This is a genomic window from Nonomuraea sediminis, assembly GCF_018531495.1.
Classification (GTDB): domain Bacteria; phylum Actinomycetota; class Actinomycetes; order Streptosporangiales; family Streptosporangiaceae; genus Nonomuraea; species Nonomuraea sediminis.
Map to the genome: position 1 here is coordinate 80,969 of NZ_JAHDTI010000013.1, position 26,805 is coordinate 107,773.

Below are 26,805 nucleotides of genomic sequence, written 5' to 3' on the forward strand. Positions count from 1 at the left end.
GTTCAAGTGTCCCGTGATCAACCGTTCAGGAATCGGCGGCAGCCTGTAGAAGGTCGGTAGCCGGGGTGCAGCAGGTCGAGTCGGGTTCCTTGGTGAGGGTGTCGGCGTCGGACTTGACCACGTAGACCTCCCACGGTTCGGCTCCGGGGCCGTGTACCCAGACCTTGTCCTGGACGGCGTAGCAGCAGGTGGTGTTCTCCTCCACCTCGGTTTCCAGGCCCTGGCCCGCGAGGCGGGTGGTGGCCGCGGTGACCTCGTCGGTGGAGGCGACCTCGACGCCGAGGTGGTCCAGGCGGGTGTCGGCGCCTTCCTCGCCTTCGATGAGTACAAGCTTGAGCGGCGGCTCGGCGATGGCGAAGTTGGCGTATCCCGGGCGGAGCTTGGCCGGCTGGGTGCCGAAGAGCTTGGTGTAGAAGTCGATGGAGGCTTGCAGGTCGGCCACGCGAAGAGCGAGTTGGACGCGAGACATGGCGAGTCCTTGCTTCGATGGATATCTAAACAGTGTCGAGTTTGCGCTCTTGCTTAGAGGTCTGTCAAATTAGAGATATGTCGAAACGCTGCCGATCCTCGCCTCCGACTGCTGCACGCCGTTGGTCGCTGAGCCGATCGTCCAGGCGGAGGCGGGGGAGCTGGCGCGGGTGTTCAAGGCGCTGGGCGACCCGATCCGGTTGCGGCTGCTGTCGCTGATCGGCGCGCACGAAGGTGGCCGGCGGGTCGGCGAAGGGGTGTGCGTATGCGAGCTGACCGGCGCCTTCGACGTGACCGCGCCCACGATCTCGCACCACCTGAAGGTCCTGCGCGAGGCCGGCCTGGTCGACTCCGAGCGGCGCGGGACCTGGGTCTACTACTGGATCCTCCCGGCCACGCTCAAGCGGCTCACGGATGTCCTCGCGCTGCCCGAGCCGCAGGTCACGGACGCGCGATGAATCTCGTACGGCGGGCGCTGGCGGAATTCGTCGGCACGGGGGCGCTGGTGGCCGTGGTGGTCGGCTCCGGCATCATGGCGGCCGGTCTGTCGCGGGATGTCGGAGTGCAGTTGCTGGCCAACAGCCTGGCCACGGCTGCCGGGCTGGCCGTACTGATCCTGGTGCTCGGGCCTGTGTCCGGCGCCCACTTCAACCCGGTCGTCACCCTGGCGGCCTGGATGCTGGGTCGCGGGTCCGGCATCTCCGGCCGGGACCTGCTGGTCTACCTGCCCGCCCAGTTCTCCGGCGGCATCGCCGGAGCGATGCTGGCCAACCTCATGTTCGCGCTGCCTGCCGTACAGGAGTCCGCACATGACCGGTCGGGGATCAATCTGCTGCTCGGGGAGGTCGTGGCCACCGCCGGCCTCATCGTGGTCATCTTCGCCTTGACCCGCCAGGGCCGCGCGGCCCTGGCGCCAGTGGCGGTGGGCGGCTACATCGGTGCCGCTTACTGGTTCACCAGCAGTACGAGCTTCGCCAATCCGGCCGTCACCGTGGCGCGGGCCTTCACCGACACATTCGCCGGCATCTCGCCCGCCTCGGTGCCGGGCTTCATCGCCGCTCAACTGGTTGGGGCCTTCCTCGGCGCCCTGCTCCTGATCTCGCTCTACGGGCGCACGACCGATGGGGTGCCGGCTCATGATCCTGTACGGCAGGCAGCAGCCGCCGACCGGCCTCGATAGGGGGATTCCAGGTGCCTTCCGTGCTGTTCGTCTGTGTCCACAACGCCGGACGTTCCCAGATGGCCGCCGCGTTCCTGACCCACCTCGCGGGTGGGCGCATCGCCGTGCGCTCGGCGGGGTCCGCGCCGGCCGACGCCGTGAATCCTGCGGTGGTCGAGGCGATGCGTGAGGTGGGCATCGACATTTCCGCCGAGATCCCCAAGGTCCTCACCACGGACGCCGTGCAGACCAGCGACGTCGTCATCACGATGGGCTGCGGCGATGCCTGCCCGATCTTCCCGGGTAAGCGGTATGAGGATTGGGTGCTTGACGACCCTGCCGGACAAGGCGTGCAGGCCGTACGTCCCATCCGGGATGCGATCGAGGCCCGCGTCCGCGACCTGATCGCCGACCTCATGTGACCAGCCGCAGCGTGTACCGCCGCACGAAGGCGCGACGTGGTGATGATCGAAAGTCGGAGCCCCCTGATCACGTGACTTCCCTCGCGTCGATTCATCGTCTATCGTCGATTAACGATGAATGTTGAGAAGGGGCCGCTCGAACGGCCGGCCGCCGTCGAATACGCCTCGTGGTTCAAAGCGCTGGCCGATGCGACCCGAGTCCAGATCGTCTCGCTCCTGGCCCGTCGCGGCGTTCCGATGAGCGTGGGCGAGATCGTCGAGGCGGTCGACGTCGGCCAATCAACCGTCTCGGCCCATCTCAAGATCCTGTCCGAGGTGGGGTTCGTGCTCGTCGAGCGTCAGGGCACGTCCGCCTTGTACCGGATCAACGACGCCTGCGTGGAGTGCTTCCCCAGCGCTGCCGACCTGGTCATGGGTCGCCCAGCACCCGCCCCGCCTGCCTGCACGCCGACGCGAGGAGAACGTCGATGACCGAGCCCACGATCCGGCGCTACTCCGGGCTGGCCCGCCTCGCCCTGGCCGGGGGAACTCCGCTGGACTGCGAGGCCGATGGCTGCTTCGGCGCTGCCGCCTACACCGAAAACGACGTCCCCGAGGGCGCGTTGCGCGCCAGCCTGGGCTGCGGCAACCCCTTGGCCGTCGCCGACCTGCGCCAAGGCGAAACCGTGCTCGACCTCGGTTCCGGCGGCGGTCTGGACGTCCTGCTCTCGGCGCGCCGCGTGGGGCCTTCGGGCCACGCCTACGGCCTGGACGCCAGCCCCGACATGCTCGCCCTGGCCCGCGCCAACGCCGAGCAGGCGGGCGTGACCAACGTCGACTTCCTACAAGGCCGCATCGAAGACATCCCGCTCCCTTCGGACGCCGTGGACGTCGTGATCTCCAACTGCGTGATCAACCTTTCCCTCGACAAGCCCGCCGCCCTGGCGGAGGCATTCCGCGTACTGAAGCCAGGCGGCCGGTTCGGCATCAGCGACGTCATCGCCGATGACGGGATCGAGCCTGAGGCTCGCGCGGCCGCCGAACTGCGGGTCGGCTGCGCCAACGGGACCCTTACGGCCGGCGAGTACAGGCAGTCGCTGACCGGCATCGGATTCGTGGACGTCCAGATCACTCCGACCGCTGACGCGGGCAGTGGCCTGCACTCCGCCATCATCGAGGCTGCCAAGCCGGGAAGCCGCCGTACGGTCACCAGCAGGACACTCAGCTAGAGCTCAAGGTTCCCTGGTGGAAGTAGAGGCGCCAACCCCTGTCAGTGCGCCGCCACACCGAGCTCCGGCGCGCCCGCCGCCCACCGTCGTCGCTGACATAGGTCAGGTGGACCACGCCAGGAGCAAGCAGCACGCCCACCATGTCGCTCGCCTTGATCGGCTCGTCGGAGGCTCGGGAACGCTCGACGAGACTGGCGATGATCTCCGATCGGCTCCAGAGGCGCCCGGACGCGCCGATCTCCCTGAACTCCGGATCCAACAATTCATCCATGAGGTCCGCCGACGACCTCACCTCCGGATCGAGAAGCCGAAGCTCCCCAGCCACGGCAACTTCCACCTCGTCACCCATACCCAGGACCTTAGACGCCGCGAAGCAAGCGAGCCGCAGCACCGAAGTCCTGCTCCGCGTCCACGCCAAGCACACCGATGGACAGAGCCCCAGGCCGCTGGGCGGCCCAGGGCGCGGGGTGTCAGGTGAGTTGGACGATGGCGCGGGCCTTGGAGAGGACGCGGGCGTCGGCTGACTTTGCGGTCAGACCGATGACGACGCGTTTGTCCTCGAGTTTTTCCTCGATCAGCCCGGTGACCGTGATGGTGGCGCCCTGGTCGTCGTCCGGGACCACCACCATGGAGGAGAAGCGGACTCCGTAGTCCACGACGGCACCGGGGTCGCCTGCCCAGTCGGTGACGAAGCGGCCCGCCTGGGCCATCGTGTACATGCCGTGCGCGATGACGTCCGGCAGCCCGACCATCCTGGCGAAGCGCTCGTTCCAGTGGATCTGGTTGAAGTCGCCGGACGCCCCGGCGTACATCACCAGGTTGAGCCGCCGCACGCCGTACTCGACGGCCGGGATCTCCTGCCCGACGGTCACCTCGTCGTACTTCACCGTCGCCGCCATCAGGCCGCCCCTCCACGCTCGACGATCGTGTTGTACGTGGTGCACACCGGCTCGCCGGCGGCCGTGGTGATCTCGCTGCGGACCGTCAGCAGCTCGTTGCGGCCGGCGCTGCGGATGTCGGTGATGGTCGCGGTGGTGATCAGCTCGTCGCCGGCGTAGATCGGGCGGGTGTACTCGAAGCGCTGCTCGCCGTGGACGACCATGGCGATGTTGAGCCCGAGCTCCGGGTCGGTCAGCGCCTCGCCGCCGCTCTGCAGGCTGAACACGATCGGGAAGGTCGGTGGTGCGATCACGTCGGGATGCCCGGCCGCCTGGGCGGCCTCCTTGTCGCGGTAGATCGGATTGCCGTCGCCGATCGCGGTCGCGAACTCCCTGATCTTCACCCGGCTGACCTCGTAGGGGGCCGAGGACGGGTAGGTCCTGCCCACGAAATCACGGTTCAAGGCCATCAGTGCCCCTTCACGCGTCCCAGTCGTCTGAGCCGACGTTAACAGAACAAGGTTCGGCTGTCCCCTGTCGATCAGCCGCTGGACTCGGGACAGTACCCGGATGGGGCGGGCTCCGAAGGCCGATGGGGATTGCTTGACGAACGCCGACCAGCCCGACAGGCACCCAAGCGGGTTACGGCGAAGAGCCACGGCCGGGACCGCGGTGCCCGGGTCACGGAGCGCCGTTGCGGCGGGTGACTGTCACCGACTCGCCGGAAGCGCCGCTCGCGGGCCCTCGGCCCAGTACGGCGGGCGGCGGGTGGCGGCGGCTTGCCGTACCGGAAGGCCCAGAAAGCACGACAAACCGGCGCCCTGAGCAGGACGCCGGTTGTGGCTCTGTTGGCCCCTAGCGGGTTTCGCGGTGCGCGCGGTGCGTGCGGCAGTTGGGGCAGTACTTGTTCAGCTCAAGCCGATCCGGGTCGTTGCGCCGGTTCTTCCGCGTGATGTAGTTGCGGTGCTTGCACTCCTGGCAGGCCAGCGTGATCTTCGGCCTAACGTCGGTGGCAGCCACGTGGGAGTGCCTTTCTACGTTTGGGACTGGGACACGCCCATACCCAGGCCGATCGACCTGGGTGGGGGCAGTAGCGGAGGCCGGACTTGAACCGGCGACACAACGATTATGAGCCGTTTGCTCTGCCTGACTGAGCTACTCCGCCTTGCGGCCGGACGAAACACCCGGCCTGTAGAGGATACCCGACATGGAGAGCGCCTTCGCACTTCACCTGATCGGGTAGGTGACCCCTAGTATGCCTCAGGATCACCCGACATCTGAAATCCAACAGAAAAGCTCCATCCGCAGGGATGGAGCTCAGGTCTAGCTGGAGCCCCCAAACGGAATCGAACCGTTGACCTTCTCCTTACCATGGAGACGCTCTGCCGACTGAGCTATAGGGGCCTGTCCGTCGTCGCGGACAGGTGTAACCATACACGGCGCCCAGCCATGACGCGAACTCGTTCCGGGCAGTGTGATGATCTCGCACAGGTCGGCCAGGTCGACGTGTCGGGCCACGTCGGACACCGAAACGCAGTCGGCGACCAGCCACCCGTGCCGCCGCACCCGAAGGACCTGCCGACCGGCGCGAGTCGCGGGCACGACCTCGTAACCGCCGGTGCCGACCCATCGCCTGTCCATAGCGGCTCAGAGTAGACCTCGGGTCTCTCAATTTCCGGGACATGACACGCGTTACAGCCATAGCAAGTCGGTTCCAAGAAGGACCGAAGTCGCGCGTCGCACTCTGGGGACATCTCTCGAAAGGAGCCCTCAGATGTCCCCGAACCTCCTCGGAATACGCATCATGCACCGCGCCATGCGCGCCGACGCCCGCCGCCTGGCCCTGCTCGTGGAGGAGCTCGCCGCCGGCCGCCAGCAGGCCGACCAGGAGCGGCTGCGCGCCATCGCGGAGTTCGCCACCCGGCTCTGCGCGGGCATCCACCATCACCACCGCGCCGAGGATGAGGCGCTCTGGCCGGTGCTCGCCCGTTCCGCCGGCCCCGAGGTCGATCTGGACGGCCTGACGGAGGACCACGAGGCCCTCGACCCGCTGCTCGAGGAGATCACCGACGTCGCGGCCCGGCTGCAGTCCGACACGGGCGCGCCGGCGTCGCTGGCCAAGTCGTGCGCCGCGCTGGCGGACCTGCTCGACGAGCACATCGAGGAGGAGGAGCGGCTGCTCTTCCCGGTGATCCTGCGTTACGTGTCGGAGAGCGACTGGCAGCAGGTGGAGAACGCGGCGCGCAAGGGCGGCGACATCCGCTTCGACCTGCCCCGCATCGCCCAGTACGCGCACGAGGACGAGCTGGCCGAGCTGCGCCGCGCCGCGGGCCCCGTGCTGATGCTCCTGCTCCGCCTGCTGAACCGCGGCCACCTCCGCCGCCAGCGCCTCATCTTCGGCCAGGCCTGAAGCCCATCTCAGTAGCGGAAGAACCCGACGAGGTCCTTGCGTGGAGCGATGCCGTCGACGCGCACCTTGGCGCCCGTCTCAGGCGCGTTCATCATCATCCCGTTCCCGAGATAGATGCCCACGTGGTGCGTCCTGCCCGGCTTGCCGAAGAACACCAGATCCCCCGGCCTGGCCGGGCTCACCCGTCGCAGCCGCCGCAGGTGGTCGTCGGTGTTGCCGGGCCCGAGCACGTCGTTGCCGAGCGCCAGCGCGTACACCCACCGTGTGAACCCGGAGCAGTCGAGGCCGCGCGTGCGGGTGGCCGGGCAGGGCTTGATCTTGCCCTGGTAGCCGCGGCAGGTGCCGGTGGAGGGTCCGGGGCTGCCGGCGTGGCCGCCGCCCCAGGAGTAGTCCACGCCGCGCTGCTCGACCTGGTAGGCGGCCGCGATGATGCGTGACGGCAGATAGGACACCAAGGGCATGGAAGCGGTCGCAGTCAGAAGTAGCGCCCCGATCGCCACCCATGCCCCACGTCCGCGCAACACGGACCCATCCTGCCTCAACGGGCGGACAGCGTGAGCTCCACCGAGCCGACCGTGAAGCGCATCCCGACGGGACCCTTGGGCTTGGCCTTGGTGGTGAACGTGAACGTGGCCTTGCGGCCGCGGGCGAGCTCGGGGATGGTGCACCGCACCGCGGTGCCGCTGAAGGTGCATCCCGGTGCCCGGGTCACGTGCTGCCCGCCGTACGCCCGGCCGGAGATCTTGACGTTGGTGACGGGGTACGGGCCGGTGTTGGTCACGGTGACCGTGTAGTGGCGCCTGTCGCGGGCGGCGCCGGAGACGGTGACCTCGGCGGGCGGGTTGGCCAGCGTGCCGAGCTCGGCGTCCGTGCCGTTGAACGAGTCCTGTCCGCCGGCCAGCGGGCCCTTCTCGGCCGACTGCCAGAAGGTGTGCTGCTGCCAGCTCTTGGGCAGTTCGCCGGGTTCGTTGCCCCAGTGGGCCAGCCAGAGCGGGTTGGCCGCGAATTTGGCGGAGTCGCCGGTGCAGGTGCGCCACCAGCTGGTGGTCGTGTAGATGATGGTGCGGACGCCGGTGACCTGGCGGTACTTCGTGGTGAAGTCCTTGATCCAGGTGACCATGTCCTTGGGCGACAGGTCGTAGCAGGTGTTCTTGCCGTTCTTGTCGCGGTAGGGGTTGTCCTCCAGGTCCAGTACGCCAGGGAGGGTCTGCCCGCCTCCGGTCCAGCTGCCGCCGTTCTGGAGGAAGAAGTCGGCCTGGGTGGCTCCGTCGGATTCGTGCGGCTGCGCGAGATGGTAGGCGCCGCGGAGGAGCCCGGCGTTCGCGGCTCCGCCGTACTGGGCGTCGAAGCTGGGGTTGCGGTAGTTCGTCCCTTCGGTCGCCTGGACGAAGGCGAACTTCGCGCCGCCGGAGGAGACCGAGTCCCAGTCGACCTCGCCGGTCCAGTTGCTGACGTCGACGCCGGCGAGGCCGTCGGCCGCCTGCGCGCTCCCGGATAAGCCCACCAAAGCGGTCACTGCCGCTGCTAATAGACGTTTCACGCGCAGATCGTACGCGAATTTCTTCGACGATCAGCTAGAAACCGCAGGTCAAGGGGCTGAAATTCGCTGCCTCGCGGCGCCTGGCACGACGTCGTTTTCGCAGGTCAGAGGGGATATGTGAACGCGCCGTTCGCGTTTGCCAAAGACGATTCCTCCGACCCAGACTTGAGTCGATCCTCGAAAACGAGCCCCGACCAGGGGTTTCTTCGCCATGCCCGGAGGCGTCCACCATGATTCACGCCCGCGGACTGACCCGAGATTTCACCGTCAAACGACAGACCGTCGAAGCCGTGCGCGGCATCGACCTCGACGTCGAGAGGGGCCAGCTGGTCGCCTTCCTCGGCCCGAACGGAGCGGGCAAGTCGACCACACTTCGCATGCTCACCACCCTGCTCCCGCCCACGTCCGGCACCGCCATGGTCGCCGGTCACGACGTCGCCCGCGACCCGGCGGGCGTCCGCGCCCGCATCGGCTACGTCGGCCAGAAGAACAGCGCCGGAGAGAACTTCCTGGTCCGCGACGAGCTGGTCACCCAGGGCCGCTGTTACGGCCTGACCTCCGCCGACGCGGCCAGGCGCGCCGACGAGCTGCTCGACCTGCTCGAGCTGAAGAGCCTGGCCAAGCGCAAGCCGGGGACGCTGTCCGGCGGCCAGCGTCGTCGCCTGGACATCGCGCTCGGCCTCATCCACCGGCCCGACCTGCTCTTCCTCGACGAGCCCTCGACCGGCCTCGACCCCAAGAGCCGCGCCGACATCTGGGCGCACATCCTGCGCCTGCGCGAGGCCTACGGCACGACCCTGTTCCTGACCACGCACTACCTCGAAGAGGCCGACAGCATGGCCGAACGCGTGGTGATCATCGACAACGGCCGCATCATCGCCGACGGTACGGCCGGCGGCCTCAAGAACGACCTGGCCGGCGACCGCATCACGATCACCACCGAGACCGGGCAGGAGGCGGCGCGAGCCGTACAACTGCTGGGAGAGGCCACCGCGAACGGGACCGGCGCCGAGTTCCGGGTGCCGAACGCGGCCGCCGCCCTGCCCGAGTACCTGCGCGCGCTGGAGGCCGCGGGCATCAAGGTGACCGCCGCGGAGACCGCCCGTCCGACCCTCGACGACGTGTTCCTCAGCCTTACCGGGAGAAGCCTCACCGATGACGACGTTCTTTCGTGACACCCGTACCGTGTTCGTCCGCGAGTTCACGCCGGCGCTGCGCGAGCCGATGGGCCTGCTGTTCTCGATGGTGCAGCCGCTGCTGTTCCTGTTCCTGTTCGGGTCGCTGCTGGGCGGGGCCGTGCGGACCTCGTCCTGGCAGTGGTTCGTGCCCGGGATCCTGATCATGATGTGCCTGTCGGGGCCGCTGATGGCCGGGTACACGCTGCTGCTCGAGTTGGTCGGCGGCTCGCTGGAGCGGATGCTGGTCTCGCCGCTCAACCGCAGCGCGATGCTGGTCGGGCGGACCATGAAGGAGATGATGGTGCTGCTCTGCCAGGCGGTGCTGATCATCCTGCTGGCGCTTCCGCTCGGGTTCCGCCTCCATCCGGCCGGAGTGCTTGGCGGGCTGGCGCTGCTGACCGTGTTCGGGATCGGGCTGGGGACGCTGTCGTTCGTGCTCGCGATCAAGTCCGCGCCCAGCGGCACGCTCTTCTACGTGATCTCCCAGGCGGTCCTGTTCCCGCTGATGCTCCTGTCGGGCGTGCTGCTACCGATCGAGTCCGCGCCGGGATGGATGCGGGTGATCGCGGCCTTCAACCCGGTCTCCTACATCGTCGACGCCCAGCGCGCCCTCTTCTCCGGCCACCTCACCGACCCCTCCGTCCTGTACGGCACGGCCGCCTCGCTGGCCGTCGCCGCAATCGGCCTCCACCTCGGCAACCGGGCCCTGCGCCGCGGCATTTAGCCCTGGTAGAGGAAGACGCGGTTCCCGCTCGGATCCGCGACCACCGATCGGCGCGGCATCCCGGGATACAGGGTCGGCGGCTCGATCTCACGCGCCCCGGCCTCGACGGCTCGACGGTGGACGACCTCCAGGTCGTCCACCAGGTAGCCGGTTCCCTCGCCGGAGGTCGTCACCAGGAAGAACGATTCTGTGCCGTACGTGCCGAACTGGAAGCTGGAGATGCTCTCGTCGTACTTGACGCCGAACACCCGCTCGTAGAAGGCGGGATCCGCGGCCTGCAGCTTGACCTGCACCGGACGGCACCCCTTCAGCGCGGGCATCGGGAGCCCCTTCTCGAGGTACTCCTCGAGATCGGCGGTCATCCTGGCCACGGCCGCCGCCCGGTCGTCCAGGCGCCGCCTGTGCCTCTCCAGCGCCTGGTGGAGGAAGCGGTCGTCGTCGGCCTCCAGGACGTCGCGGATCTCGTCGACCGGTAGGTCGACCGCGCGCAGCGCGCAGATGAGCTTGGCCTGCCGTACCTGATCGGCCCGGTAGCGGCGGTAGCCGGTCGCCGGGTCGACGGCGGCCGGCTTGAGCACGTCCACGTCGTCGTAGTGGCGCAGCGCGGCGACCGTCAGGCTGGTCTCGAGCGCGAACGCGCCGATGGTCATCAAGTTGTCCATGCCGACCATCGTCGAGTCTTCGGTTACCCGAGGGTCAAGGGGTCACGGGCTGATGGCCAGGAACAGGAAGCCGGCGAAGATCACCAGGTGCACGCCGCTCTGCAGCAGCGTGGCGCGGCCGGGGACCACGGTGAGCGTCGAGACGACGAAGGTCAGGCCGAGCAGGACCAGATGCGTGGGGCCCAGCCCGAGCAGGAGCGGGCCGGTGAACCAGATCGACGCGACCGCGATCACCGGGATCGTCAGGCCGATGCTGGCCATCGCCGACCCGAGCGCCAGGTTGAGGCTGATCTGGAACTGGCCCCGCCTGGCCGCGCGGACCGCGGCGATCGTCTCGGGCAGCAGGACGAGCAGCGCGATGACCACGCCCACCACGGCCTGCGGCAGCCCGGCGAGGGCCACGGCGGCCTCGATGACCGGCGACTCGACCTTGGCCAGCCCGACCACCGCCACCAGGGCCACCAGCAGCAGCACCAGGCTGAGCAGCGTGGCCCTGCTCGAGGGGCGCGGCGCGTGCTCCTCCTGGCCCACACGTTCGACGGGCAGGAAGTAGTCGCGGTGCCGGACCGTCTGCGTCAGGACGAACAGCCCGTAGAGCGCGATCGACGCGACGGCCGCGAACCCCAGCTGGGCGGGCGTGAACGCCGCGCCCTCCTGGCTCGTGGTGAACGTCGGCAGCACCAGGCTGAGCGTCGAGAGCGTGGCCACCGTCGCCAGCGCGCCGCCGGTGCCCTCGGCGTTGAACACCGCCACGCGCCTGCGCAACGTGCTGCTGAGCAGCGACAACCCGACGATCCCGTTGCACGTGATCATCACGGCCGCGAACACCGTGTCACGTGCCAGCGACGCGGTCTTCTCCCCGCCGCTGATCATCAGGCTGACGATCAGCGCCACCTCGATGACCGTCACCGCCACGGCCAGCACCAGCGACCCGAACGGCTCGCCGACGCGATGCGCGATCACCTCAGCGTGATGCACGGCGGCGAGTACGGCTCCCGCCAGCAGCAGGGCCACCAGGAACACGACCACCGTGGGCAGTTCCCGTCCCCAGGACAGCACCAGGGCCACCAGCGCGAGCAGGGGAAGCGCGAAAGTCCACGATCTCATGTCTCGGTTATGCCCGATGATGGCCTGGTGTCCATTTCTCTCATCGCGACCACGACCGTGCCGTGGATCCCCGCGGCGCACACGCTGGAGCTGGCGCTCACCCGGCAGGCCCCCTCGTCCGGGCAGGTCACGTCGGCGTTCGCCTTCGTCCTCGACGCGTCGGACCGGATGCTGCTGACGTGCGTGGACCGCCCCGGCAGAGGCTGGGACATCCCGGGCGGCCACCTCGAACCCGGCGAGTCCCCCACACAGGCGGCGGCCCGCGAATTGGCGGAGGAAACGGGCTTCGCCCTGGACCCGTCCTCGCTCGAGCTCTTCGGCTGGCACCGCATCGAGATCACCGGGCCGGTGCCCTCGAACTACCCGTACGCCCTGCTGACCTACATGCTCAGCTTTACGGCCCGCCTGGCGATCCCCGGCCCGCCCACCGCCCCGCCCGCGGGCACGGAGAGCACCCATGCGGAGTGGCTGACCCGTGCCGAGATCGAATCCCGCTGCGCGCACCGCACCTGGCTCCCCCTCTACCAGGCGTTGGTCGCCTAGTAGTTGAGGTAGTCGTGGCGGGGGTCGGCCCGGGCGATGTGCAGGCGGCCGTCCCTGACCTGCCACTCCTGCTGGCCGTCGATCTCGTGGAAGGCGAGGAACAGGCCCGTGACGTGGTCGCCGTCCTCGTCCGGAGGCGGGAGGGCGGCGATCCTGCCGATCGTGTGCCGGATCTCGTCCAGCTCGGACTCCCTGACCGCGCGGGCGTAGCAGGCCGCCGTCAGCCAGCCGCCCTCGGGGAAGGTCCAGCCCGGCGCGTCGGCGAGCTCCGTCACCTCGGCTCGCTGGCTGTCCTGAAATTCCAGCCATCCGCGGATGTAAACCCATACGCCCATGCCCTCCATGATGGAGGGCATGACGATGATCCCCCTGCGCCGGTTCACGGCTCGCGCGCTGCCCATTGACGATCACGGGAGGGTGCTGCTGCTCCACGGGTTCGATCCGGCGCGCCCCGACAGGTCGTACTGGTTCACCGTCGGCGGCGCCGCCGAGGACGGCGAGACGCTGCAGCAGGCGGCCGCGCGCGAGCTGTATGAGGAGGTGGGGATCGCGGCCTCCGCCGACGACTTCACCGGCCCGTACGGCACCGGGACGATCGAGTTCACGTTCGCCGAATACGCGATCACGCAGGATCAGACGTTCTTCGCGATCCAGGTGGGGGACGCAGATGTCTCCTTCGACCACATGGACGAGATCGAGAAGGCCACCACGACCGAATACCGATGGTGGAGCGCGGAGGAACTCGACGACACCGAGGAAGCTGTCTTCCCGGAGGACCTGGCCGACATCGTGCGCAAGATAACCGCGGGCTAGCGGCGGTAGCCGGCCATGCGCTCGAGCCGCGCGACGCGCTCCGAGGTGGGCGGATGCGTGGAGAAGAGTCGGCCGAACCCGGACCCGGCGAACGGGTTCGCGATCATCATGTGCGAGGCGGACGTCAGGCGGCTGTTCTCCGGCAGCGGAAGCCGTCTGGCTCCCATCTCGATCTTGCGGAGCGCGGAGGCCAGCGCCAGCGGGTCACCGGTGAGCCGGGCGCCCGACTCGTCCGCCTGGAACTCCCTGGTGCGGGAGATCGCCATCTGCACCATGCCGGCCGCCACCGGGCCGAGCACCATCATGAGCAGCGCGCCGAGGAACCCCGGGCCCTCGTCGTCGTCGGACCCGCCGAAGAACACCGCGACGTAGCTGAGCCAGGTGATCATCGTGGCCAGCGCGCCGGCCACCGACGAGACGAGGATGTCGCGGTTGTAGACGTGTGACAGCTCGTGCCCGATCACGCCGCGGAGCTCCCGCTCGTCCAGGAGCTTGGTCAGGCCGTACGTCACGCAGACCGCGGCCTGGCGCGGGCTGCGGCCCGTGGCGAAGGCGTTCGGCTGGACCGTGGGCGACAGGTACAGGCGCGGCATCGGCTGGCGCGCCTGTGTCGACAGCTCACGGACGATCCGGTAGAGCGCGGGCTGCTCGACCTCGCTGACCGGCCGGGCGCGCATCGCCGACAGCGCGATCCGGTCGGAGAAGAAGTACGCGACAGCGTTGGTCACCAGGGCGAGCACGAACGCGATCTGCAGGCCGGTGCCGCCGCCCAACCACGCGCCCACCACGAGGATCGCCGCAGACAGGCTCCCGAGCAGGATGGCGGTCCGCAGACCGTTGTGGTGCAAGGTTCCCCCCTTCGTGCTTGGGTTCACCTGGTCCAACGTCCACGCCCCGCCTCAGCGTTCCCTTCGGGCGGCGGTAGCCGTACACCTACCGGTAATTGACGAACTGCAGAGCGATGTCGAGATCCTTGCCCTTCAGCAGGGTGATGACGTCCTGGAGGTCGTCCTTCTTCTTCGAGCTGACCCTCAGTTCCTCACCCTGGATCTGGGCCTTCACACCCTTCGGGCCCTCGTCGCGGATCAACTTGGAGATCTTCTTGGCGTTCTCCTGGTCGATCCCCTCCTTGAGGCTGACGACCATCCGGTACTCCTTGCCGGACAGCTTGGGCTCGCCGGCGTCCAGGATCTTCAGTGAGAGACCGCGCTTGACCACCTTCTCCTTGAACACGTCAAGCGCGGCCCCGGCACGCTCCTCGCTGTTCGCCTTGATCTCGATGTTGTCCTGCCCTGACCAGCTGATGGCGGCTCCGGTGCCCTTGAAATCGAAGCGGTGCCCGATCTCCTTCACCGTCTGGTTCAGCGCGTTGTCGACCTCCTGGCGGTCGATCTTGCTCACGATGTCGAACGATGAATCGGCCAAAACGCACTCCCTCTCGCAACTGCACTTACCCCAGCCCACGAGCCTATCCAGCATCGTCCGGCATTGCAGTGTTGCCATCTAGCGGACCCCGACAGACCATGGCGCTATTCGCAGTTGTCGATGGGATAAGTAGGGATTATGCGAGTAATCGGCGCAGGCTTCGGTCGTACCGGCACGCTGTCGATGAAGGTCGCGCTCGAGCAGCTCGGGTTCGGGCCGTGCCACCACATGATGGAGGTCGTCGAACAGCCCGGCCAGATCCGCCGCTGGCTCTCCCTCGCCGAGGGCGGCCCCGCGGACTGGTCCAAGCTGCTCGGCGGGTACGAATCCTGCGTCGACTGGCCGGCCGCGGCCTACTGGCGGGAACTCGCCGAGCACTTCCCCTCGGCTCCCGTCGTGCTCACGGTCCGCGACCCGTCACGGTGGCTGGCCAGCATGGAGTCCACGATCCTCAAGCAGCGCTCGTCCCTGGTCGCGAAGGTGGTCGGCGGGCTGTCGTCCCTCCTGGACACGGACCTCGCGGCCTTCGCCAAGATGAACACGCTCACGGTGTCGTCACGGGTCTTCGACGGCCGCCTCTCGGACCGGGAACACCTACTGAAGGCGTTCACCCGGCACGTCGAGGAGGTCAAGGCGACGATCCCGGCCTCACGGCTGCTCGTCTTCGAGGTCAGCCAGGGGTGGGAGCCGCTGTGCTCGTTCCTCGGAGTACCGGTGCCTTCCGAGCCGTTTCCCCGGGTCAACGACTCCGACCACTTCACCCGGTTTGCCCGCTCACGCGTCATGCCCCTGGCCTTCCGGCGCACCCTCCCGACGTGATCCCGCCGGAGCTCCAGGCGTTGATCCAGCCGGGACAAACCGGTGTCACGTGCACGCCGGAAGTCCGCTATTCTTCTGTCTGTCGCCGCGAGAGCGGATGACACGGCAGGTTGCCCGAGTGGCCAAAGGGAGCGGTCTGTAAAACCGTCGGCTCAGCCTACGCAAGTTCGAACCTTGCACCTGCCACACCAGCAGAAAGAGGCCCTTCACCAGCGGAAACGCGGTGAGGGGCCTCTCTCGTTGTGTCCGGCTGTTCATGGTCATCGACGGCGGGCTACGGCCATCCGCGGCTAATACGCGGCCAAGTTTTGAGGATGCTGCAGCGTCCCACACCTTGGGGTGTGTCACAGCGCGAACCATCCCCGCGTGCGCGGGGAGCACGTCTGCAACGCGGTGCGGGTGGTCCGGACGTAGGACCATCCCCGCGTGCGCGGGGAGCACTGGACGGGAGCATCCGCTTCCTGTGCCTCCCGGGGACCATCCCCGCGCGGGGATGGTCCAACATCGCGCCCAGCCGTACCGCGACCTCGGTCGTGCTCCCCGCGCACGCGGGGATGATCCCAAGGCCAGCAGGACCATGAACACGAGCGCGCTGCTCACTACATCTGCGGAGATGGTGCGGCAGGTTCGCGCCGACGGGAAAAGCAGTCGTCCAGCAGTCTCCACGGCCAATACGCGGCCAAATATGGGACGCGATCGAAGCTTCTGCAGGTCAGCGCGAGATTGCGACGGGTCTGTAAAACCGTCGGCTCAGCCTACGCAAGTTCGAACCTTGCACCTGCCACCCAGCAGAGATGCAGCTCAGAGGCCCTTTCGGGGGCCTCTTTGCATTTCCGGGGTATGCAGCCGTTTGCCACCCTGAGCGGCCGTTTGTCGGTGGTCCACCAATATATGTGCAATGATCTTGGCCGCGTTTCCGCAGGTGGGCTAGCCGTTCTGAACGTAGAAAGGCCCCGGAGAGCGTCCAGGGCCGTGGGTTGGTTGGATCACGCGGCGAGGGCATCGCCGATCCTGCGGTTGGCGATCTCTTCCTGTCCGTCCAAGCACTTGGCGTAGACGCGGAGCAGGACGTCAACGCTGTGCCCCGCTCGTTCCGCTACGTCGGGGGCCGAGACACCGGCGTTGAGCCAGAGAGACACAGCCGCGTGCCGGAGGTCGTAGGGTCTCTTCGCCAGCGGTGAGGCGACCTGGGCGGGCGTGAAGGCGAGGAGCCGGGCGGCTTGCCAGACCTCCGTGTACACCGTCGATTGCACGATGCCGTCCCGTTCGCTGCGGAAGAGGCGGCCGTCCTTGGCGGTGCCGTCCTCCTGGATGTGTTGCCGAAGGATCTTGACCAGTTCGGGAGGGACGGGCACGGGCCTGACGTCGTCGCGGCCTCTGTGCTTGAGCCCTCGGGCCTCGTGGGTCTCGCCGGAGTCCGTCCAGTGTGCGTTCACCTCTGGTCTGGATACGTCGATGGTCAGGCGCCCCCAGCCCTGCTTGGGGGGACGCAGTCATCGATGCGGAGGCCGACAGCTTCGGCCGGGCGCAGCGCCGCGTAGTGCATGCAGGCGAACAGCGCCATGAGTCGCCGTCCACGGCCCCGCCGGCCTACGTAGGTGACCGCTGTGAGCAGGTCCCGAGCCTGCCGAGGATTCACGGCCACACGCAGGTCTACGGTCTCTGTGACCTTCGGCGGCTTCCACTTGACCTTGTGCAGCGGATTTGCCGGAAGCTCCTCTAGCTCGACCGCGTACTCCAGTAGAGCGTGAAAGACGGCCCGCTTTCGAGCGATTGTGTTGGGTGCCGCCGCCTTGCCGTTGGGGCAGAGCGACAGTGCATCAAGAGGCGGCGGCGCTGCGCGCCGTCGCCCGGCCCTGCGCGCGCCGGGGGTGCGGCCTGGAGGCCGGTCCCGGCACGCGCGCAGGACTCCGGGCCGTCGCCGCACGCGCGCCACGCCGTACCTACGCCATCCGCTGACCTCTGGTCGCGCCGCCGCTCCCATGCAGCACGACGATCGCCACGGGTGGTCGATGTTTGTCCGTGGTCGGGGGCGATCGAAGATCCAGGGTTCGTTCCTCACCCTGGCTCACTGGGAAACGTGGCTGATCACTTCGCCGCCCGCTCTGGCATGCGTCGATTCACCGAGTCTGTAGGTCTAACGGCAGGGATCAGGCCGCACAATTACGCGTTGCGCCGGTGTTGCCGCATCGCGGCTGAGTCCTAGAACTCTTCGGTGCGGGTGCCATCTGGGTTGATTCGGTAGTAGTGGAGACGGCGTTCATCGGAGTGCTTGGCTTGTTCCTCGAGGTAGGAGGAGGTCAGACGCCGCCATACCGGAATCTCGGTTACCGCGGTGCGTCGCAACCAGTCAGTGAAGTGCTCATGGTTCGTGCTGGGAACATTCCCTGCACTAACGCCCTCGCAAAACGACCAAACTTCGGGATCGTCTCCCAGGCCACGCAGAAAATCAAACTGGTACCCCTGGTGCATGGAGATCACCCGATCAGTCTCCCGAAGACGAAACGGTGACGCATTCTCCTCCAGGAGCTCCTGCGCCGCGGACCGCAGGCCAAGGATGCGCGGATAGTAGACATCGGTTCCCCGCATGAAGCGGCCGGCACCGCCGCCGAGCAATAGAAGAAAACACCGATATGCTTCAGGCAACGGCGCCGACTGGTCTCGTTCTATCTCGTAGACCTGCTCAGTTGTCAGGCCTCGAACCTGATCAGCCGCAGCCGTAGTTCCCTCTGTAAGAGCTGCGACAACCGCATGCACTCGGTCTGCTGACGAGAGCGATGACCAACCGTCGGGCCAACGGCTCTGCCGGACTGACTGCCGATCGTCTCGCATAGCTCAAGGTCTCCTCGCGACGCCTCGCCGCACGGTATCAGGCGAAGATCGGCCCCTGGCCGGTACTGCGTGCGCGTCCATACAGGTCATGCGCCCGCTCAGGTTGCAGTCCACCGCCGTCCGCCTCCTGCGGCCGTGTGCGCTACCGTTCGCGCGCGCGGCGCGCGCCGTACTCGGCCCGCCGCCTGGGCGTGCGGCCTGGGGACCGGTCCCGGGCGGCGGCAGCTTGGGCCGCACCGCCGATCGCCCTAGCCGCCGTACCCAGCGAACCCGTCGGCCTCTGCGCCACGCCACCGAGCCGTGACATGCTGACCGCCATGGATGACCTCGAATTGCTCCGCAGGGAGTTTGATGCAGAGGACGGATCTTTCCTCATCCAACTGCGCTGCGATTTCCACTGGGACCGGGACGGGTTCAGTCGTCTGGAACAGGCCATGCGCCGGATCTGCGCTGCCCATGAAACCACGGAACAGCTCGATCGCTGGCTGGTCGAAGGCTACTGGTATCTAGCCGACTTCGTCCCAAGCCATACCAGCCATCCAAACTTCCCTCGCCCGGAGCCAGCCGACTACTACGGGGCCGCTCTCGAACGGCTCCACGACCTTCAGAACTGGTTCGTCACCGGCCGCTCCCCGTATCTCCCCACCTACATCTGGCCAGACCTCTAAGCGTCGACCAGCAAACCCAAGCCTCCGGCGGAGGGCTCGGGCTCCAGGATGATCAGGTAAGGCGCTGGGCCTACGCTTTCGAGTATGAATCTTCCTGATCTGCCCCCTGAGATAGCGCGAGTCCAGGACATTACAGGCTTCGCAGCGTTCCTTGAGTTCATGGCCCGTGACTTTGCCGAAGATCAGGCCGAATGCGAGCGCGAACGGGATGCAGGGAACAAGTACTACGAGGGCCGATGGAGCTCCACATATATCGGTGACTTCCTGGAGGCATGGGCAGCATGGCTGCGAGACGGATGCATCCGTGACGGAGCTCCGTTCAGGGGCGATGTTGAGCCGTTGACGTGGCAGGGCCTTGCGCTCCAGATCCGCGCTGGCAGCATGTACGAGTAACACGGCGGGCGATGTGAGCCGGGCGGCCAAAACAAGATCGTGCAATATACGCGCAATGATCTTGGTGGAATGCTTTGAGGGCAGCGTCGTCAGGGCAGGTCAGCCGCGTCATCGCCGCTCAATCGGCGATGCCCCGTAAAACCATCACTGTGGCGGTAGTTTGCGATCCCATGCCCCGTCCATACTGGCCTTCCGGCAGGCCTGGCCCACTACCTCACACCGCCGTTGGAGTATCCGCGGGCGCAGGCGAACCACAGGGGCTTCGGTCGAGCAACCGCGCGACGGCTTCGGTGTCTCTCCGCGGCTCCGAGCCGCCCGCCGATCAAGCTCCCACTCGTTGGTGAGCCCGGGCTCATCTGCGCGTGTCCAGCCATGCTCATGGATCGGTCGACGACAGCCTGAGGATCTTCATCATCTGACCACAATCACCACTGGCACCACGCTCCCCGCCACTGACTATCCCGGTGTCGGCCGCGATCATCCCGAAGCGAGGCCTCCGCCGGAGGCTCGCTTGAAGGGCAAGCCTCATAGGCAAGGAAGGGCGAGGAGGTGGAGCGGCTTGGTGCATAGAGACTGGCCTGGATAGGTGGCGGCGCGGTGCTTGGTCGGCGGGGGGGCGCTCCCACGCGCGAGAACGGCCCCGAGGCTGCACGCGCAGCGCGGGAGGGGCGGCGCGACCAGGACGTTCTTGGGCATGTGTCCGGACACGATCTCTCTGCGACAACTAGTCAAGATTTCTTGGAAGAATCGCATGTTTGCGGGCAAACAAGGGTGTGATCACTGCTCCTGACGTCTTCGAGGTCGTCTTCGAAGCCCATTACGAGGAGATCCGGCGCTACATCGGACGCAGGCTCGACCCCGACGTGGCCGAGGATCTCGCCGCGGAGACGTTCCTCATCGCCTTCAGGCAACGTGAACGCTTCGACTCGGCCGTGGGCGGGGTCAGGCCATGGCTGTACGGCATCGCGACCAACCTCATCGGCCGCCACCGGCGCGCCGAGGTGCGCAAGTACCGCGCCATGGCCAGGACGGGGCCGCCACCTGACGACGAAGGACACGACCAGCGGATCGTGGACAGGCTCAGCGCGAGCGTGACGGTCGACCGGCTGGCCGGGGCGCTGGCGCGGCTGTCAAAGGGAGAGCGCGACGTGGTGCTCCTCATCGCGTACGGCGGGCTGGGCTACGACGAGGTGGCGGCGGCGCTCAGGATCGCCTCGGGGACGGTCGCGTCCCGGTTGAGCAGGGCCAGGACCAAGCTGCGTGAGGTGTTGGGATGAACGAGTTCCAGGTCATCGACTCGGTGATGCCCGATGTGCCGCCCTCGTCGGCCGACCAACTGGCGACGGCGCGGGAGCGGGTATTCGCAGCTAGACAGGTATTCCCTGTGTCCATGGTGCGGGCGGGCAGAAGGTCGTGGACGGGGATGGCGCTCGTCGCGGCAGCCGTCGTGCTCATCGTCGGCGTGGTGGTGGCCCTCGTACCTCGACCTGCGGTGGAGCCGGTCGCGGTCACGCCCATGCAGAAACTGGAAGCTGCGGCCGCCAACCTGGCAGCGACACCGGAGGCGAAGGGCCGCTTCTGGCGACGAGACACCGAGCACGTCATGCGGACAAAGAACGGCTATAGCTACAAGGTCGAGGAACGGGCCATGGAGGTCCTCGCCTTCGGGCCCAACCGCGAGGTCTACGGCTGGCAGGAGCCGATATCGTCGAAGCCGTACACAGCCGAGGGCCTGAAAGCGTGGCGACGGGACGGCTCCCCCAAGCTGTGCCCCGCGCGGGGGTGCGACAAGAACATGCCCGCACACTCCTCCGCGGATCTGGATGTGGGGCTGGAACTCGCCGATGGGCTGAAGCCGACGCTGACGGAGCTGCGGAGCCTCCCTAAGGAGCCAGCGGCGCTCAGGGCACGGCTGCTGGAAAGTTACAACCCTCAAGTGGCCGCCGAGCGCGAGCCCTGGCTCGCGGAGGCCGCCTCGCAGCTCATCAACTCACCAGCGACGCCTGGCACCAGGGCTGCCGCCTACCTTCTCCTGGCGAATGCGCCGGGCACCAAGGTGGTCGACGACATTCCCGGGACGTTCGGGCTCGACGGGCTGGCCCTCCAATACAAGGCGGGGCAGATCGTAGGGCAGATCGTGATCGACCGCAGGACTGGCCAATTCCTCGGGAGGCAATGGCTGACTCCCAACGGCGTTGCCTGGAGCGCCGAGATCGTCAGGAAGGTGGGCTGGAGCGATGTGCGGCCGGTGCCGCCTGCCAAATGTGTCCGCTGTACGGCCCGGCTCTAGAACACGCGCACTGGATTGCGGCCCGGCAAGCATGGAAAGCGCGTCCGGGCCGTACTTCTGGGAGGCCGCCCTCGTAGGTGATCGAGCACGATGGGAGGGAAACTGGCCGACCCGAGGAAACCGAACGCTGGAACCGCTTGGTTCCTCGTTGATCACGGGCCGTCAAGAACGGTGACGACGCCGCAAGATCCGGGATATGCGTGGGATGATCTACGGCCGAGACGCAGTGCCACAGGAGTATGGCCCGGTCAAGGGCAGAGTTTCCGAGAATCCGTGATCCCCTGTAAAACCGTCGGCTCAGCCTACGCAAGTTCGAGCCTTGCACCTGCCACACCAGCGGATTGAGGCCCCTGACCAGCGTGAACGCGGTCAGGGGCCTCTCTCGTGCGACCACCGTGAAACCCCGCGGTTCCTTCAATCTCCGGCGGCATCTGGCACGCGATCAAGCTCTTGGGGCCGCGTGAACGCGCGCTACTTCGTTGCCTGAGACCGTGACCAGCTGACGCTTGTCGCGATCATCTCGGAGCCTGAGGCCCCCGCCGGTCGCCATGGAGTCCGAGGGCGTGTCTGACGCGAACCGCATATGGCGGTGAGCCTCACCTGGATAGGCATGCCTCCTGTGGCTGGGATAAGGCTTGCGTGTGAGCGTGCGAGCGAGGTGTCCGGGATCATGAGGGCGTACGTACCTGCGCAGCGGAGGGCAGGATGGGTTTCGTCAGTATTCTCGCGTGTGGTGGCTGAACTCGGGGTTGGCGAATGGAACTGGTGGCGTGCCTGCTGATCTTCGTTGTGCTCCTTGAGCGCCTGTGGAAGTGGGCGGCTGGGGTGAAGCGATCCGGCCGCGCGGTGACGGCGCCCGGGGTCGAGGAGTTGGCAGCCGCTTTCCAGGGCTCGAAACGGATCGAGCTGGAGCAGCGCGAGACTGAGTTGATGCTGCGCGACGATGAAACCGACGGCGCACCTCCGACCACCCGGATCGACCTCACCAGCGGAAGGGCTGTTATCCAGGTGAAGAGGAAGTAGCTGGCTTCACGGTGCTGGGGAGCGCCTGCGTGAGTGGAACGGCCGGCACCAATGCGATGCATCCGTAGGACCGCGTAGCGGTTGGGGCCGGGGTGGGTGACCGTGGTCAAGCCGGCCGGCAGGCGCTGTGCGATCGCGCCTCCGGCGGGGGCCTCAGGCTCCGAGATGATCGGGACAGGCGCCACGTAGTCACGGGCTGGTGAAGGTCGTTCTTCCAGTGGGTTGGATTCCCTCACCCTCGGAGGCCCGAAGCGTTCATTTCTCCTCGCCATCGTCAATAGGGTCGAGCGGGCCGCATGCTTCCTCGATGTCTCCAGACGAGATCAGATCACGAATCGCGGCCGCCATACCCTCGAACCCGGCGTCTCGAACGATGATCAAGTCCGACCACCAGAAGTACTTGCCGCCGAGGCACTCGCCGGTGCGTGCATCCTTGTCCATGTTGCGCTGGACCGCGTCCAGGGTCATGAAGGTCGCATATCGGCGTGAGCCATCGCGGAAAGTGATCGTCGCGTCTGCCTCGTAGGCAGTGTTCGGCTCGTATCCCTCCCATGCCGGGATCGTCATCTCGAACTCCGGATCCGTGATGCGATAGAAGGTCCCGTCGAAAGTGATCAGTTGTTGTCCCTTCTGTGGTCGACGGCGCTGTCTCGGTGGCGATGGTGGCGATCACTTGGGTACCTACTGATCACAAGGCTCATGCAGGGGTCAGCAGCCACCGGGCGAAACAGCCCTCTTCGTCTAGCTGGGTGTACCAGCGCACCTTGAACGCGAACGCTGTGTACGTCGTCGATATCAGAAGGCCTGGATCGTTCTCATGCGATGGTCGTCCGTGCACCGGCGGCACCGGTCCTGGTCGGGCAGGCACCAGGGGTTGCGAGTGTGGTCCGGTGCCGTCGCAGGCGGCGCTGAACAAGGCGATCTCGCCGCTGTGCACGATGAGCGGGGCGCCGTCTTCATCATCGGTGTCCGGGTAACGGAGGGCCTCAGTCAGCACACGCGGGTAGTCGGGACCGGATGCCTGCACGACGGCGATGCCGCCGTCTTCTGCTTGGAAGACCTCCATCCAGCTGTCATCGCGGACGACTCCGTCCGCGCCGACGAGGGCTGCCCGGCCGGCTCCGACCGGGATGCTGGTGTCCTCCGGGCCAAGATCCACAATGTCGTCGTATTGGTTGTCGCTGAACCCATGCCACGCGCCGCGCAGTGAAGCGTCGACAGCTAGAAACGGATCGCCGTTCGTCCAGAGTCGGCCAGCATGCACCCAGGGTCCTCGCACTGGTCCATTGTGGATGAAACCTCGGCGAAGGCCGCACGAGGATAACGCGGAGGGGCCGAGGGCTCGTGCGGGCGGCACCTGTCGCCTCAAGGGGTGCTGTTGTCGGTCATGCAAGCTCACTGTGGGGTAGAGCGGAGGCGTCGGCTGATCAGGACGATCAGTGCTATTTGGATGATGAGCACCGCCAGGGCGATCAGTCCTGATACCGCGGACATTTCTTCCTCTGAGAGGCCGCCGCCGCATTGCGTTATGTTGCCGCCGCCATGTAGTACGACGCAGTCGCGTCCTAGGATCGCGACGACGGTGAACCAGTTGGCGAGCAGAAGGGGGATCGCGCCGAGGACAAGGATCGGCGTGATGTACGGCGCCTTGCTGCCCGCCGGGTTCGTCTGCATCAGGACAGGTTCGGGACGCCCGGCCATATCCGAATCGGGGCTCACCCGGAATACGTAAGCATGGGCTAGTGATCACGACAAGGTCGGCGCCGTTGATCGTGGTGGTGACGGGCGATGCGCTTTTGATCCGGAGGTTCGTTCTCCTGGCTGGCTGAGTGTTCCGAGGTGCGGCCGCTGTCGCGTGCCCGTTGGAAGGGTGATCGCAGGGAGTCGCAGTCGCTCGGCTCGCTTCCTTGCAAGCCGGCGCTTCGCCGGTTCGGTGGCCAAGATCTTGATGGGCTTCCCAGGGTGACAGTCCGGTTCGTCGGCTTGGGGCGTTGGAGATGTTGAGATTGCGGTTCTTGATCATCTCGAGGGGGCTTGTGCGGCATGATGACGGCGATATCTCCCCCTATCGGAGGCCTCGATGGTACGAGACACCCATATCCAAACCCCTTGGGGCGTGAGTGCCTACGGCGCTGCCAGTGTGAAGGCGGCGCCCGATCTTGTGCGCGTTCGGCTGGTTGTGGAGCGGATCGAGCCCTCTCCTAAGGAGGCCTTCGAAGCCGGTCAGGCTAATGTGGCCGGGCTGCGGAGCGTGTTGCGTCGTCACGACATCGCGGACGCTGCTGTCTCGGCCTCGCGGTTGCGGTTGAGCAGCGCGTGGGAGGGTTACGGCAAGGAGCGGGAATTCCTCGGCTACAAGTGTGAGGCTTCGTTCACCATCGAGTCCGGGAACCTTGATGGTTTTCAGCAGTTGCTGATCGATGTGGTGGATGCTGGGGTCAACCGCGTCGATGAAGTCGACTTCGATGTTCGCGCCAAGGGTGAGCTGCGGGCGCAGGCTCGGCGGGCGGCTGTGCAGGCTGCTCGGGCCAAGGCGCTCCTGTACGCCGAGGCAGCCGGTGTCCAGCTGGGGGCGGTGCTGCATATCCAGGATGTCGATCCGGAATCGCTGGGTAACGAGCGCTACCGGGGCCACGGGACAGGTGGCGCCACCGCTGAAGAAGATCTCGCTCCTGGTCACGTGGTCGTCTCTGCCGCTGTGGTGCTCGGGTTCGCGCTCGCCGCTCAGTGAGGTTTCCCTGATCCGGACGCGCGCCATGGGTGGGCGCCGGGTCGGTGGGATCTGGCGCGGTGAAGTTGCGGCGGCCAAGCCGGGGCTCTGGGCGGTGGCTGGGGTCTGGGCGGTGGGGGAGTTGGGGCCGGGGGACGTGGGTTCCTGGGGGCGTGGCGGCGGGTGAGGGGGGTCGACTCGCCGGGAGCGCCGGGCGCGGGTCCTTGGCCGGAGTACGGCTGGCGGCCGGAGGCGGTGGCTTGCCGTGCAAGAGCAGGAGGCTTGTCGTGCAAGGGCAGGAGGCTTGTCGTGCATGGGCAAGGGGGCCGTCGTGCGAGGGCTTGAAGCCTTCACGGGCGAGGGCTTGGAGCTTTGCCGTTCGTGAGCAGGTGGCTTGTTGTGCGAGAGCTAAGAGGGCTGGCGTGCGCGGGGCGGAGATGGGGCCGCGTAGAAAGGGACGTGGGGGACATAAGCTTGGGGCCCATGGAGATGCTCGGGGCGTATACGACGCTGGGGTTGGGCGGGCCCGCACGGGAGTTCGTGGAGGCGCGGACGGCCGAGCAGCTGGTCTCGCTGGTGGCCGATGCCGACAGGAAGGCCATCCCGACGTTGATCCTGGGCGGTGGCAGCAACCTGGTCGTGGCCGATGAGGGCTTCGACGGGCTGGTGATCCGGGTCGCCACGCGCGGTGTGATGATCAAGCGCGACGGCGCGCAGGCGCTGGTGACCGTCCAGGCGGGCGAGGACTGGGATCCACTGGTGGCCAGGGCGGTCGAGGAGGGCTGGTCGGGCATCGAGTGCCTGTCGGGCATTCCCGGCCTGGTGGGTTCCACCCCGATCCAGAACGTCGGCGCGTACGGTCAGGACGTCTCCGAGACGATCCGGTGCGTGCGGGCCTACGACCGCAGGACCCGGCAGGTCGTCGACCTGGAGGCCCGCCAGTGCGGCTTCTCCTACCGCGACAGTGCGTTCAAGCGCGACCTGTCCAGGCACGTGGTCCTCGCCGTCACCTACGCGCTGGACCTATCCGAAATGTCGGGAACGGTTGCTTACAAGGAGCTCGCAGGCAGGCTCGGCGTCGAGCTCGGCGAGAGCGTCCCGGCCCAGCGGGCCCGTGAGGCCGTGCTGGAGCTGCGCAGGGGCAAGGGCATGGTGCTCGACCCGAGCGACCCCGACACCCGCAGCGCGGGCTCGTTCTTCACCAACCCGGTCCTGCAGCCCGAGGCGGCGGCCGAGCTGGAGGCCCGCGCCCCCGGCCACCCGCGCTGGGAGATGCCCGGCGGCGCGATCAAGGTGCCCGCCGCGTGGCTCATCGAGCAGGCCGGATTCCCCAAGGGCTACCAGCGCGGCCCCGTGCGCATCTCCTCCAAGCACACGCTCGCCCTGACCAACCCCGACGGCGCGGGCACCACCGCCGACCTGCTGGCTCTGGCCAGGGAAGTACGCGACGGGGTGCGCGAGAAGTTCGGCGTCACCCTGGTCAACGAGCCGGTTCTGGTCGGAATAGACCTTCCGTAACCGCTGTTAGAGTTG

35 protein-coding genes and 4 tRNA genes are annotated in these 26,805 nt (G+C 67.2%); 20 read left to right on the forward strand and 19 right to left on the reverse strand.

The annotated features are described in order from the left end of the window. Positions 1-25: 25 nt before the first annotated feature. Positions 26-469: an ArsI/CadI family heavy metal resistance metalloenzyme gene (locus KIK09_RS42440; protein ID WP_214325183.1), complete on the reverse strand. Its 444-nt coding sequence runs from the start codon at positions 467-469 to the stop codon at positions 26-28. Positions 470-590: 121 nt separating this feature from the next. On the opposite strand from KIK09_RS42440, the gene KIK09_RS42445 reads away from it, so the two are divergent. The 5 genes from KIK09_RS42445 (at position 591) to KIK09_RS42465 (ending at position 3,257) form a co-directional block, all read left to right on the forward strand. After that, complete coding sequence (locus tag KIK09_RS42445) at positions 591-926, forward strand: ArsR/SmtB family transcription factor (RefSeq protein ID WP_250574680.1); 336 nt, start codon at positions 591-593, stop codon at positions 924-926. Further along, positions 923-1,648: an MIP/aquaporin family protein gene (locus KIK09_RS42450; RefSeq protein ID WP_214325184.1), complete on the forward strand. Its 726-nt coding sequence runs from the start codon at positions 923-925 to the stop codon at positions 1,646-1,648. Before KIK09_RS42445 ends, KIK09_RS42450 begins: the two co-directional genes overlap by 4 nt. A gap of 11 nt (positions 1,649-1,659) precedes the next feature. Further along, the gene (locus KIK09_RS42455; protein WP_308164661.1) at positions 1,660-2,049 is read left to right on the forward strand and encodes an arsenate reductase ArsC; all 390 of its coding nucleotides are present in this window, start codon (positions 1,660-1,662) and stop codon (positions 2,047-2,049) included. A 114-nt stretch (positions 2,050-2,163) separates the two neighbouring features. After that, positions 2,164-2,520 (forward strand): ArsR/SmtB family transcription factor, encoded by a 357-nt coding sequence (locus tag KIK09_RS42460; protein ID WP_214325185.1) that lies wholly within the window; start codon positions 2,164-2,166, stop codon positions 2,518-2,520. Beyond that, complete coding sequence (locus tag KIK09_RS42465; protein ID WP_214325186.1) at positions 2,517-3,257, forward strand: methyltransferase domain-containing protein; 741 nt, start codon at positions 2,517-2,519, stop codon at positions 3,255-3,257. Before KIK09_RS42460 ends, KIK09_RS42465 begins: the two co-directional genes overlap by 4 nt. On the opposite strand, the gene KIK09_RS42470 is transcribed toward KIK09_RS42465, so the two are convergent. The 6 genes from KIK09_RS42470 to KIK09_RS42495 all read right to left on the reverse strand — a co-directional run bounded on the left by KIK09_RS42470 (position 3,250) and on the right by KIK09_RS42495 (position 5,539). After that, on the reverse strand, positions 3,250-3,606 hold the full coding sequence (locus KIK09_RS42470; RefSeq protein WP_214325187.1) for a nuclear transport factor 2 family protein: 357 nt from the start codon (positions 3,604-3,606) through the stop codon (positions 3,250-3,252). The two genes, KIK09_RS42465 and KIK09_RS42470, sit on opposite strands and share 8 nt — an antisense overlap. 121 nt (positions 3,607-3,727) lie before the next feature. Continuing rightward, positions 3,728-4,156: a MaoC family dehydratase gene (locus KIK09_RS42475; RefSeq protein ID WP_214325188.1), complete on the reverse strand. Its 429-nt coding sequence runs from the start codon at positions 4,154-4,156 to the stop codon at positions 3,728-3,730. Beyond that, positions 4,156-4,605: a MaoC family dehydratase N-terminal domain-containing protein gene (locus tag KIK09_RS42480; RefSeq protein ID WP_214325189.1), complete on the reverse strand. Its 450-nt coding sequence runs from the start codon at positions 4,603-4,605 to the stop codon at positions 4,156-4,158. Before KIK09_RS42480 ends, KIK09_RS42475 begins: the two co-directional genes overlap by 1 nt. 385 nt (positions 4,606-4,990) lie before the next feature. Next, positions 4,991-5,155 (reverse strand): 50S ribosomal protein L33, encoded by a 165-nt coding sequence (gene rpmG, locus KIK09_RS42485; RefSeq protein WP_214325190.1) that lies wholly within the window; start codon positions 5,153-5,155, stop codon positions 4,991-4,993. A 71-nt stretch (positions 5,156-5,226) separates the two neighbouring features. Continuing rightward, a tRNA-Met gene (locus KIK09_RS42490) sits at positions 5,227-5,300 on the reverse strand. A 163-nt stretch (positions 5,301-5,463) separates the two neighbouring features. Continuing rightward, positions 5,464-5,539 (reverse strand) — tRNA-Thr (locus KIK09_RS42495). Positions 5,540-5,909: 370 nt separating this feature from the next. On the opposite strand from KIK09_RS42495, the gene KIK09_RS42500 reads away from it, so the two are divergent. Further along, entirely contained in the window at positions 5,910-6,545 is a 636-nt protein-coding gene (locus tag KIK09_RS42500; RefSeq protein ID WP_214325191.1) for a hemerythrin domain-containing protein, read from the forward strand. Between the two features lie 8 nt (positions 6,546-6,553). On the opposite strand, the gene KIK09_RS42505 is transcribed toward KIK09_RS42500, so the two are convergent. Both KIK09_RS42505 and KIK09_RS42510 read right to left on the reverse strand, forming a co-directional pair. Continuing rightward, positions 6,554-7,006: a C40 family peptidase gene (locus tag KIK09_RS42505; RefSeq protein ID WP_214325192.1), complete on the reverse strand. Its 453-nt coding sequence runs from the start codon at positions 7,004-7,006 to the stop codon at positions 6,554-6,556. 77 nt (positions 7,007-7,083) lie between these two features. Beyond that, positions 7,084-8,061: a GH25 family lysozyme gene (locus KIK09_RS42510; RefSeq protein WP_308164662.1), complete on the reverse strand. Its 978-nt coding sequence runs from the start codon at positions 8,059-8,061 to the stop codon at positions 7,084-7,086. Between the two features lie 254 nt (positions 8,062-8,315). On the opposite strand from KIK09_RS42510, the gene KIK09_RS42515 reads away from it, so the two are divergent. Both KIK09_RS42515 and KIK09_RS42520 read left to right on the forward strand, forming a co-directional pair. Next, positions 8,316-9,260, forward strand: coding sequence for an ATP-binding cassette domain-containing protein (locus KIK09_RS42515; RefSeq protein WP_214325194.1), 945 nt, complete (start codon positions 8,316-8,318; stop codon positions 9,258-9,260). After that, complete coding sequence (locus KIK09_RS42520) at positions 9,241-9,987, forward strand: ABC transporter permease (protein ID WP_214325195.1); 747 nt, start codon at positions 9,241-9,243, stop codon at positions 9,985-9,987. Before KIK09_RS42515 ends, KIK09_RS42520 begins: the two co-directional genes overlap by 20 nt. Here the strand turns inward: KIK09_RS42520 and KIK09_RS42525 are convergent. After that, complete coding sequence (locus KIK09_RS42525; RefSeq protein WP_214325196.1) at positions 9,984-10,649, reverse strand: MerR family transcriptional regulator; 666 nt, start codon at positions 10,647-10,649, stop codon at positions 9,984-9,986. The two genes, KIK09_RS42520 and KIK09_RS42525, sit on opposite strands and share 4 nt — an antisense overlap. 42 nt (positions 10,650-10,691) lie before the next feature. Next, complete coding sequence (locus tag KIK09_RS42530) at positions 10,692-11,756, reverse strand: calcium:cation antiporter (protein WP_214325197.1); 1,065 nt, start codon at positions 11,754-11,756, stop codon at positions 10,692-10,694. A 27-nt stretch (positions 11,757-11,783) separates the two neighbouring features. Between KIK09_RS42530 and KIK09_RS42535 the strand changes: the two genes are divergently transcribed. Further along, entirely contained in the window at positions 11,784-12,299 is a 516-nt protein-coding gene (locus tag KIK09_RS42535) for an NUDIX hydrolase (RefSeq protein WP_214325198.1), read from the forward strand. Here the strand turns inward: KIK09_RS42535 and KIK09_RS42540 are convergent. Then, the gene (locus KIK09_RS42540; protein WP_214325199.1) at positions 12,296-12,634 is read right to left on the reverse strand and encodes a hypothetical protein; all 339 of its coding nucleotides are present in this window, start codon (positions 12,632-12,634) and stop codon (positions 12,296-12,298) included. The genes KIK09_RS42535 and KIK09_RS42540 overlap by 4 nt on opposite strands. A gap of 19 nt (positions 12,635-12,653) precedes the next feature. Between KIK09_RS42540 and KIK09_RS42545 the strand changes: the two genes are divergently transcribed. Beyond that, a complete protein-coding gene (locus KIK09_RS42545; RefSeq protein WP_214325200.1) occupies positions 12,654-13,112 on the forward strand; it encodes an NUDIX hydrolase in 459 nt (152 codons plus the stop codon). Here KIK09_RS42545 and htpX read toward each other — a convergent pair. Beyond that, entirely contained in the window at positions 13,109-13,960 is an 852-nt protein-coding gene (gene htpX, locus KIK09_RS42550; RefSeq protein WP_214325201.1) for a zinc metalloprotease HtpX, read from the reverse strand. The genes KIK09_RS42545 and htpX overlap by 4 nt on opposite strands. Before the next feature lie 85 nt (positions 13,961-14,045). After that, positions 14,046-14,591 carry a YajQ family cyclic di-GMP-binding protein gene (locus tag KIK09_RS42555; RefSeq protein WP_214325202.1) on the reverse strand — a complete coding sequence of 182 codons (546 nt, stop codon included), beginning with the start codon at positions 14,589-14,591 and terminating at the stop codon, positions 14,046-14,048. Between the two features lie 84 nt (positions 14,592-14,675). Here KIK09_RS42555 and KIK09_RS42560 point away from each other — a divergent pair, with 84 nt between their 5' ends. The 3 genes from KIK09_RS42560 to KIK09_RS42570 all read left to right on the forward strand — a co-directional run bounded on the left by KIK09_RS42560 (position 14,676) and on the right by KIK09_RS42570 (position 16,144). Then, positions 14,676-15,356: a sulfotransferase family protein gene (locus tag KIK09_RS42560; RefSeq protein WP_214325203.1), complete on the forward strand. Its 681-nt coding sequence runs from the start codon at positions 14,676-14,678 to the stop codon at positions 15,354-15,356. A 104-nt stretch (positions 15,357-15,460) separates the two neighbouring features. Continuing rightward, positions 15,461-15,542: transfer RNA gene (locus tag KIK09_RS42565), tRNA-Tyr, on the forward strand. Between the two features lie 519 nt (positions 15,543-16,061). Continuing rightward, positions 16,062-16,144 (forward strand) — tRNA-Tyr (locus KIK09_RS42570). A gap of 198 nt (positions 16,145-16,342) precedes the next feature. Here KIK09_RS42570 and KIK09_RS59645 read toward each other — a convergent pair. Both KIK09_RS59645 and KIK09_RS42580 read right to left on the reverse strand, forming a co-directional pair. Continuing rightward, a complete protein-coding gene (locus KIK09_RS59645) occupies positions 16,343-16,792 on the reverse strand; it encodes a site-specific integrase (RefSeq protein WP_275956477.1) in 450 nt (149 codons plus the stop codon). A gap of 766 nt (positions 16,793-17,558) precedes the next feature. Continuing rightward, on the reverse strand, positions 17,559-18,113 hold the full coding sequence (locus KIK09_RS42580; protein ID WP_214325204.1) for an SMI1/KNR4 family protein: 555 nt from the start codon (positions 18,111-18,113) through the stop codon (positions 17,559-17,561). 392 nt (positions 18,114-18,505) lie between these two features. On the opposite strand from KIK09_RS42580, the gene KIK09_RS42585 reads away from it, so the two are divergent. The 5 genes from KIK09_RS42585 to KIK09_RS42605 all read left to right on the forward strand — a co-directional run bounded on the left by KIK09_RS42585 (position 18,506) and on the right by KIK09_RS42605 (position 22,562). Then, a complete protein-coding gene (locus KIK09_RS42585; RefSeq protein ID WP_250574681.1) occupies positions 18,506-18,856 on the forward strand; it encodes a hypothetical protein in 351 nt (116 codons plus the stop codon). A gap of 84 nt (positions 18,857-18,940) precedes the next feature. Continuing rightward, positions 18,941-19,249 carry a hypothetical protein gene (locus tag KIK09_RS42590; protein WP_214325206.1) on the forward strand — a complete coding sequence of 103 codons (309 nt, stop codon included), beginning with the start codon at positions 18,941-18,943 and terminating at the stop codon, positions 19,247-19,249. A gap of 755 nt (positions 19,250-20,004) precedes the next feature. Further along, positions 20,005-20,526, forward strand: a complete 522-nt coding sequence (locus tag KIK09_RS42595) for an RNA polymerase sigma factor (RefSeq protein WP_214325207.1) — start codon at positions 20,005-20,007, stop codon at positions 20,524-20,526. Continuing rightward, positions 20,523-21,539 (forward strand): hypothetical protein, encoded by a 1,017-nt coding sequence (locus tag KIK09_RS42600; protein WP_214325208.1) that lies wholly within the window; start codon positions 20,523-20,525, stop codon positions 21,537-21,539. The genes KIK09_RS42595 and KIK09_RS42600 overlap by 4 nt, the downstream gene beginning before the upstream one ends. Positions 21,540-22,295: 756 nt before the next feature. Then, complete coding sequence (locus KIK09_RS42605) at positions 22,296-22,562, forward strand: DUF6191 domain-containing protein (RefSeq protein ID WP_214325209.1); 267 nt, start codon at positions 22,296-22,298, stop codon at positions 22,560-22,562. A gap of 255 nt (positions 22,563-22,817) precedes the next feature. On the opposite strand, the gene KIK09_RS42610 is transcribed toward KIK09_RS42605, so the two are convergent. The 3 genes from KIK09_RS42610 to KIK09_RS42620 form a co-directional block, all read right to left on the reverse strand. After that, a complete protein-coding gene (locus KIK09_RS42610; RefSeq protein ID WP_214325210.1) occupies positions 22,818-23,129 on the reverse strand; it encodes a hypothetical protein in 312 nt (103 codons plus the stop codon). A 130-nt stretch (positions 23,130-23,259) separates the two neighbouring features. After that, the gene (locus KIK09_RS42615) at positions 23,260-23,826 is read right to left on the reverse strand and encodes a hypothetical protein (RefSeq protein WP_214325211.1); all 567 of its coding nucleotides are present in this window, start codon (positions 23,824-23,826) and stop codon (positions 23,260-23,262) included. Between the two features lie 131 nt (positions 23,827-23,957). Further along, positions 23,958-24,236 (reverse strand): hypothetical protein, encoded by a 279-nt coding sequence (locus KIK09_RS42620; protein WP_214325212.1) that lies wholly within the window; start codon positions 24,234-24,236, stop codon positions 23,958-23,960. Between the two features lie 442 nt (positions 24,237-24,678). Between KIK09_RS42620 and KIK09_RS42625 the strand changes: the two genes are divergently transcribed. Together KIK09_RS42625 and KIK09_RS42630 are read left to right on the forward strand one after the other, a co-directional pair. Next, the gene (locus KIK09_RS42625; protein WP_214325213.1) at positions 24,679-25,293 is read left to right on the forward strand and encodes an SIMPL domain-containing protein; all 615 of its coding nucleotides are present in this window, start codon (positions 24,679-24,681) and stop codon (positions 25,291-25,293) included. A gap of 462 nt (positions 25,294-25,755) precedes the next feature. After that, positions 25,756-26,790 (forward strand): UDP-N-acetylmuramate dehydrogenase, encoded by a 1,035-nt coding sequence (locus KIK09_RS42630; RefSeq protein WP_372455759.1) that lies wholly within the window; start codon positions 25,756-25,758, stop codon positions 26,788-26,790. The last annotated feature ends 15 nt before the right edge of the window (positions 26,791-26,805 follow it).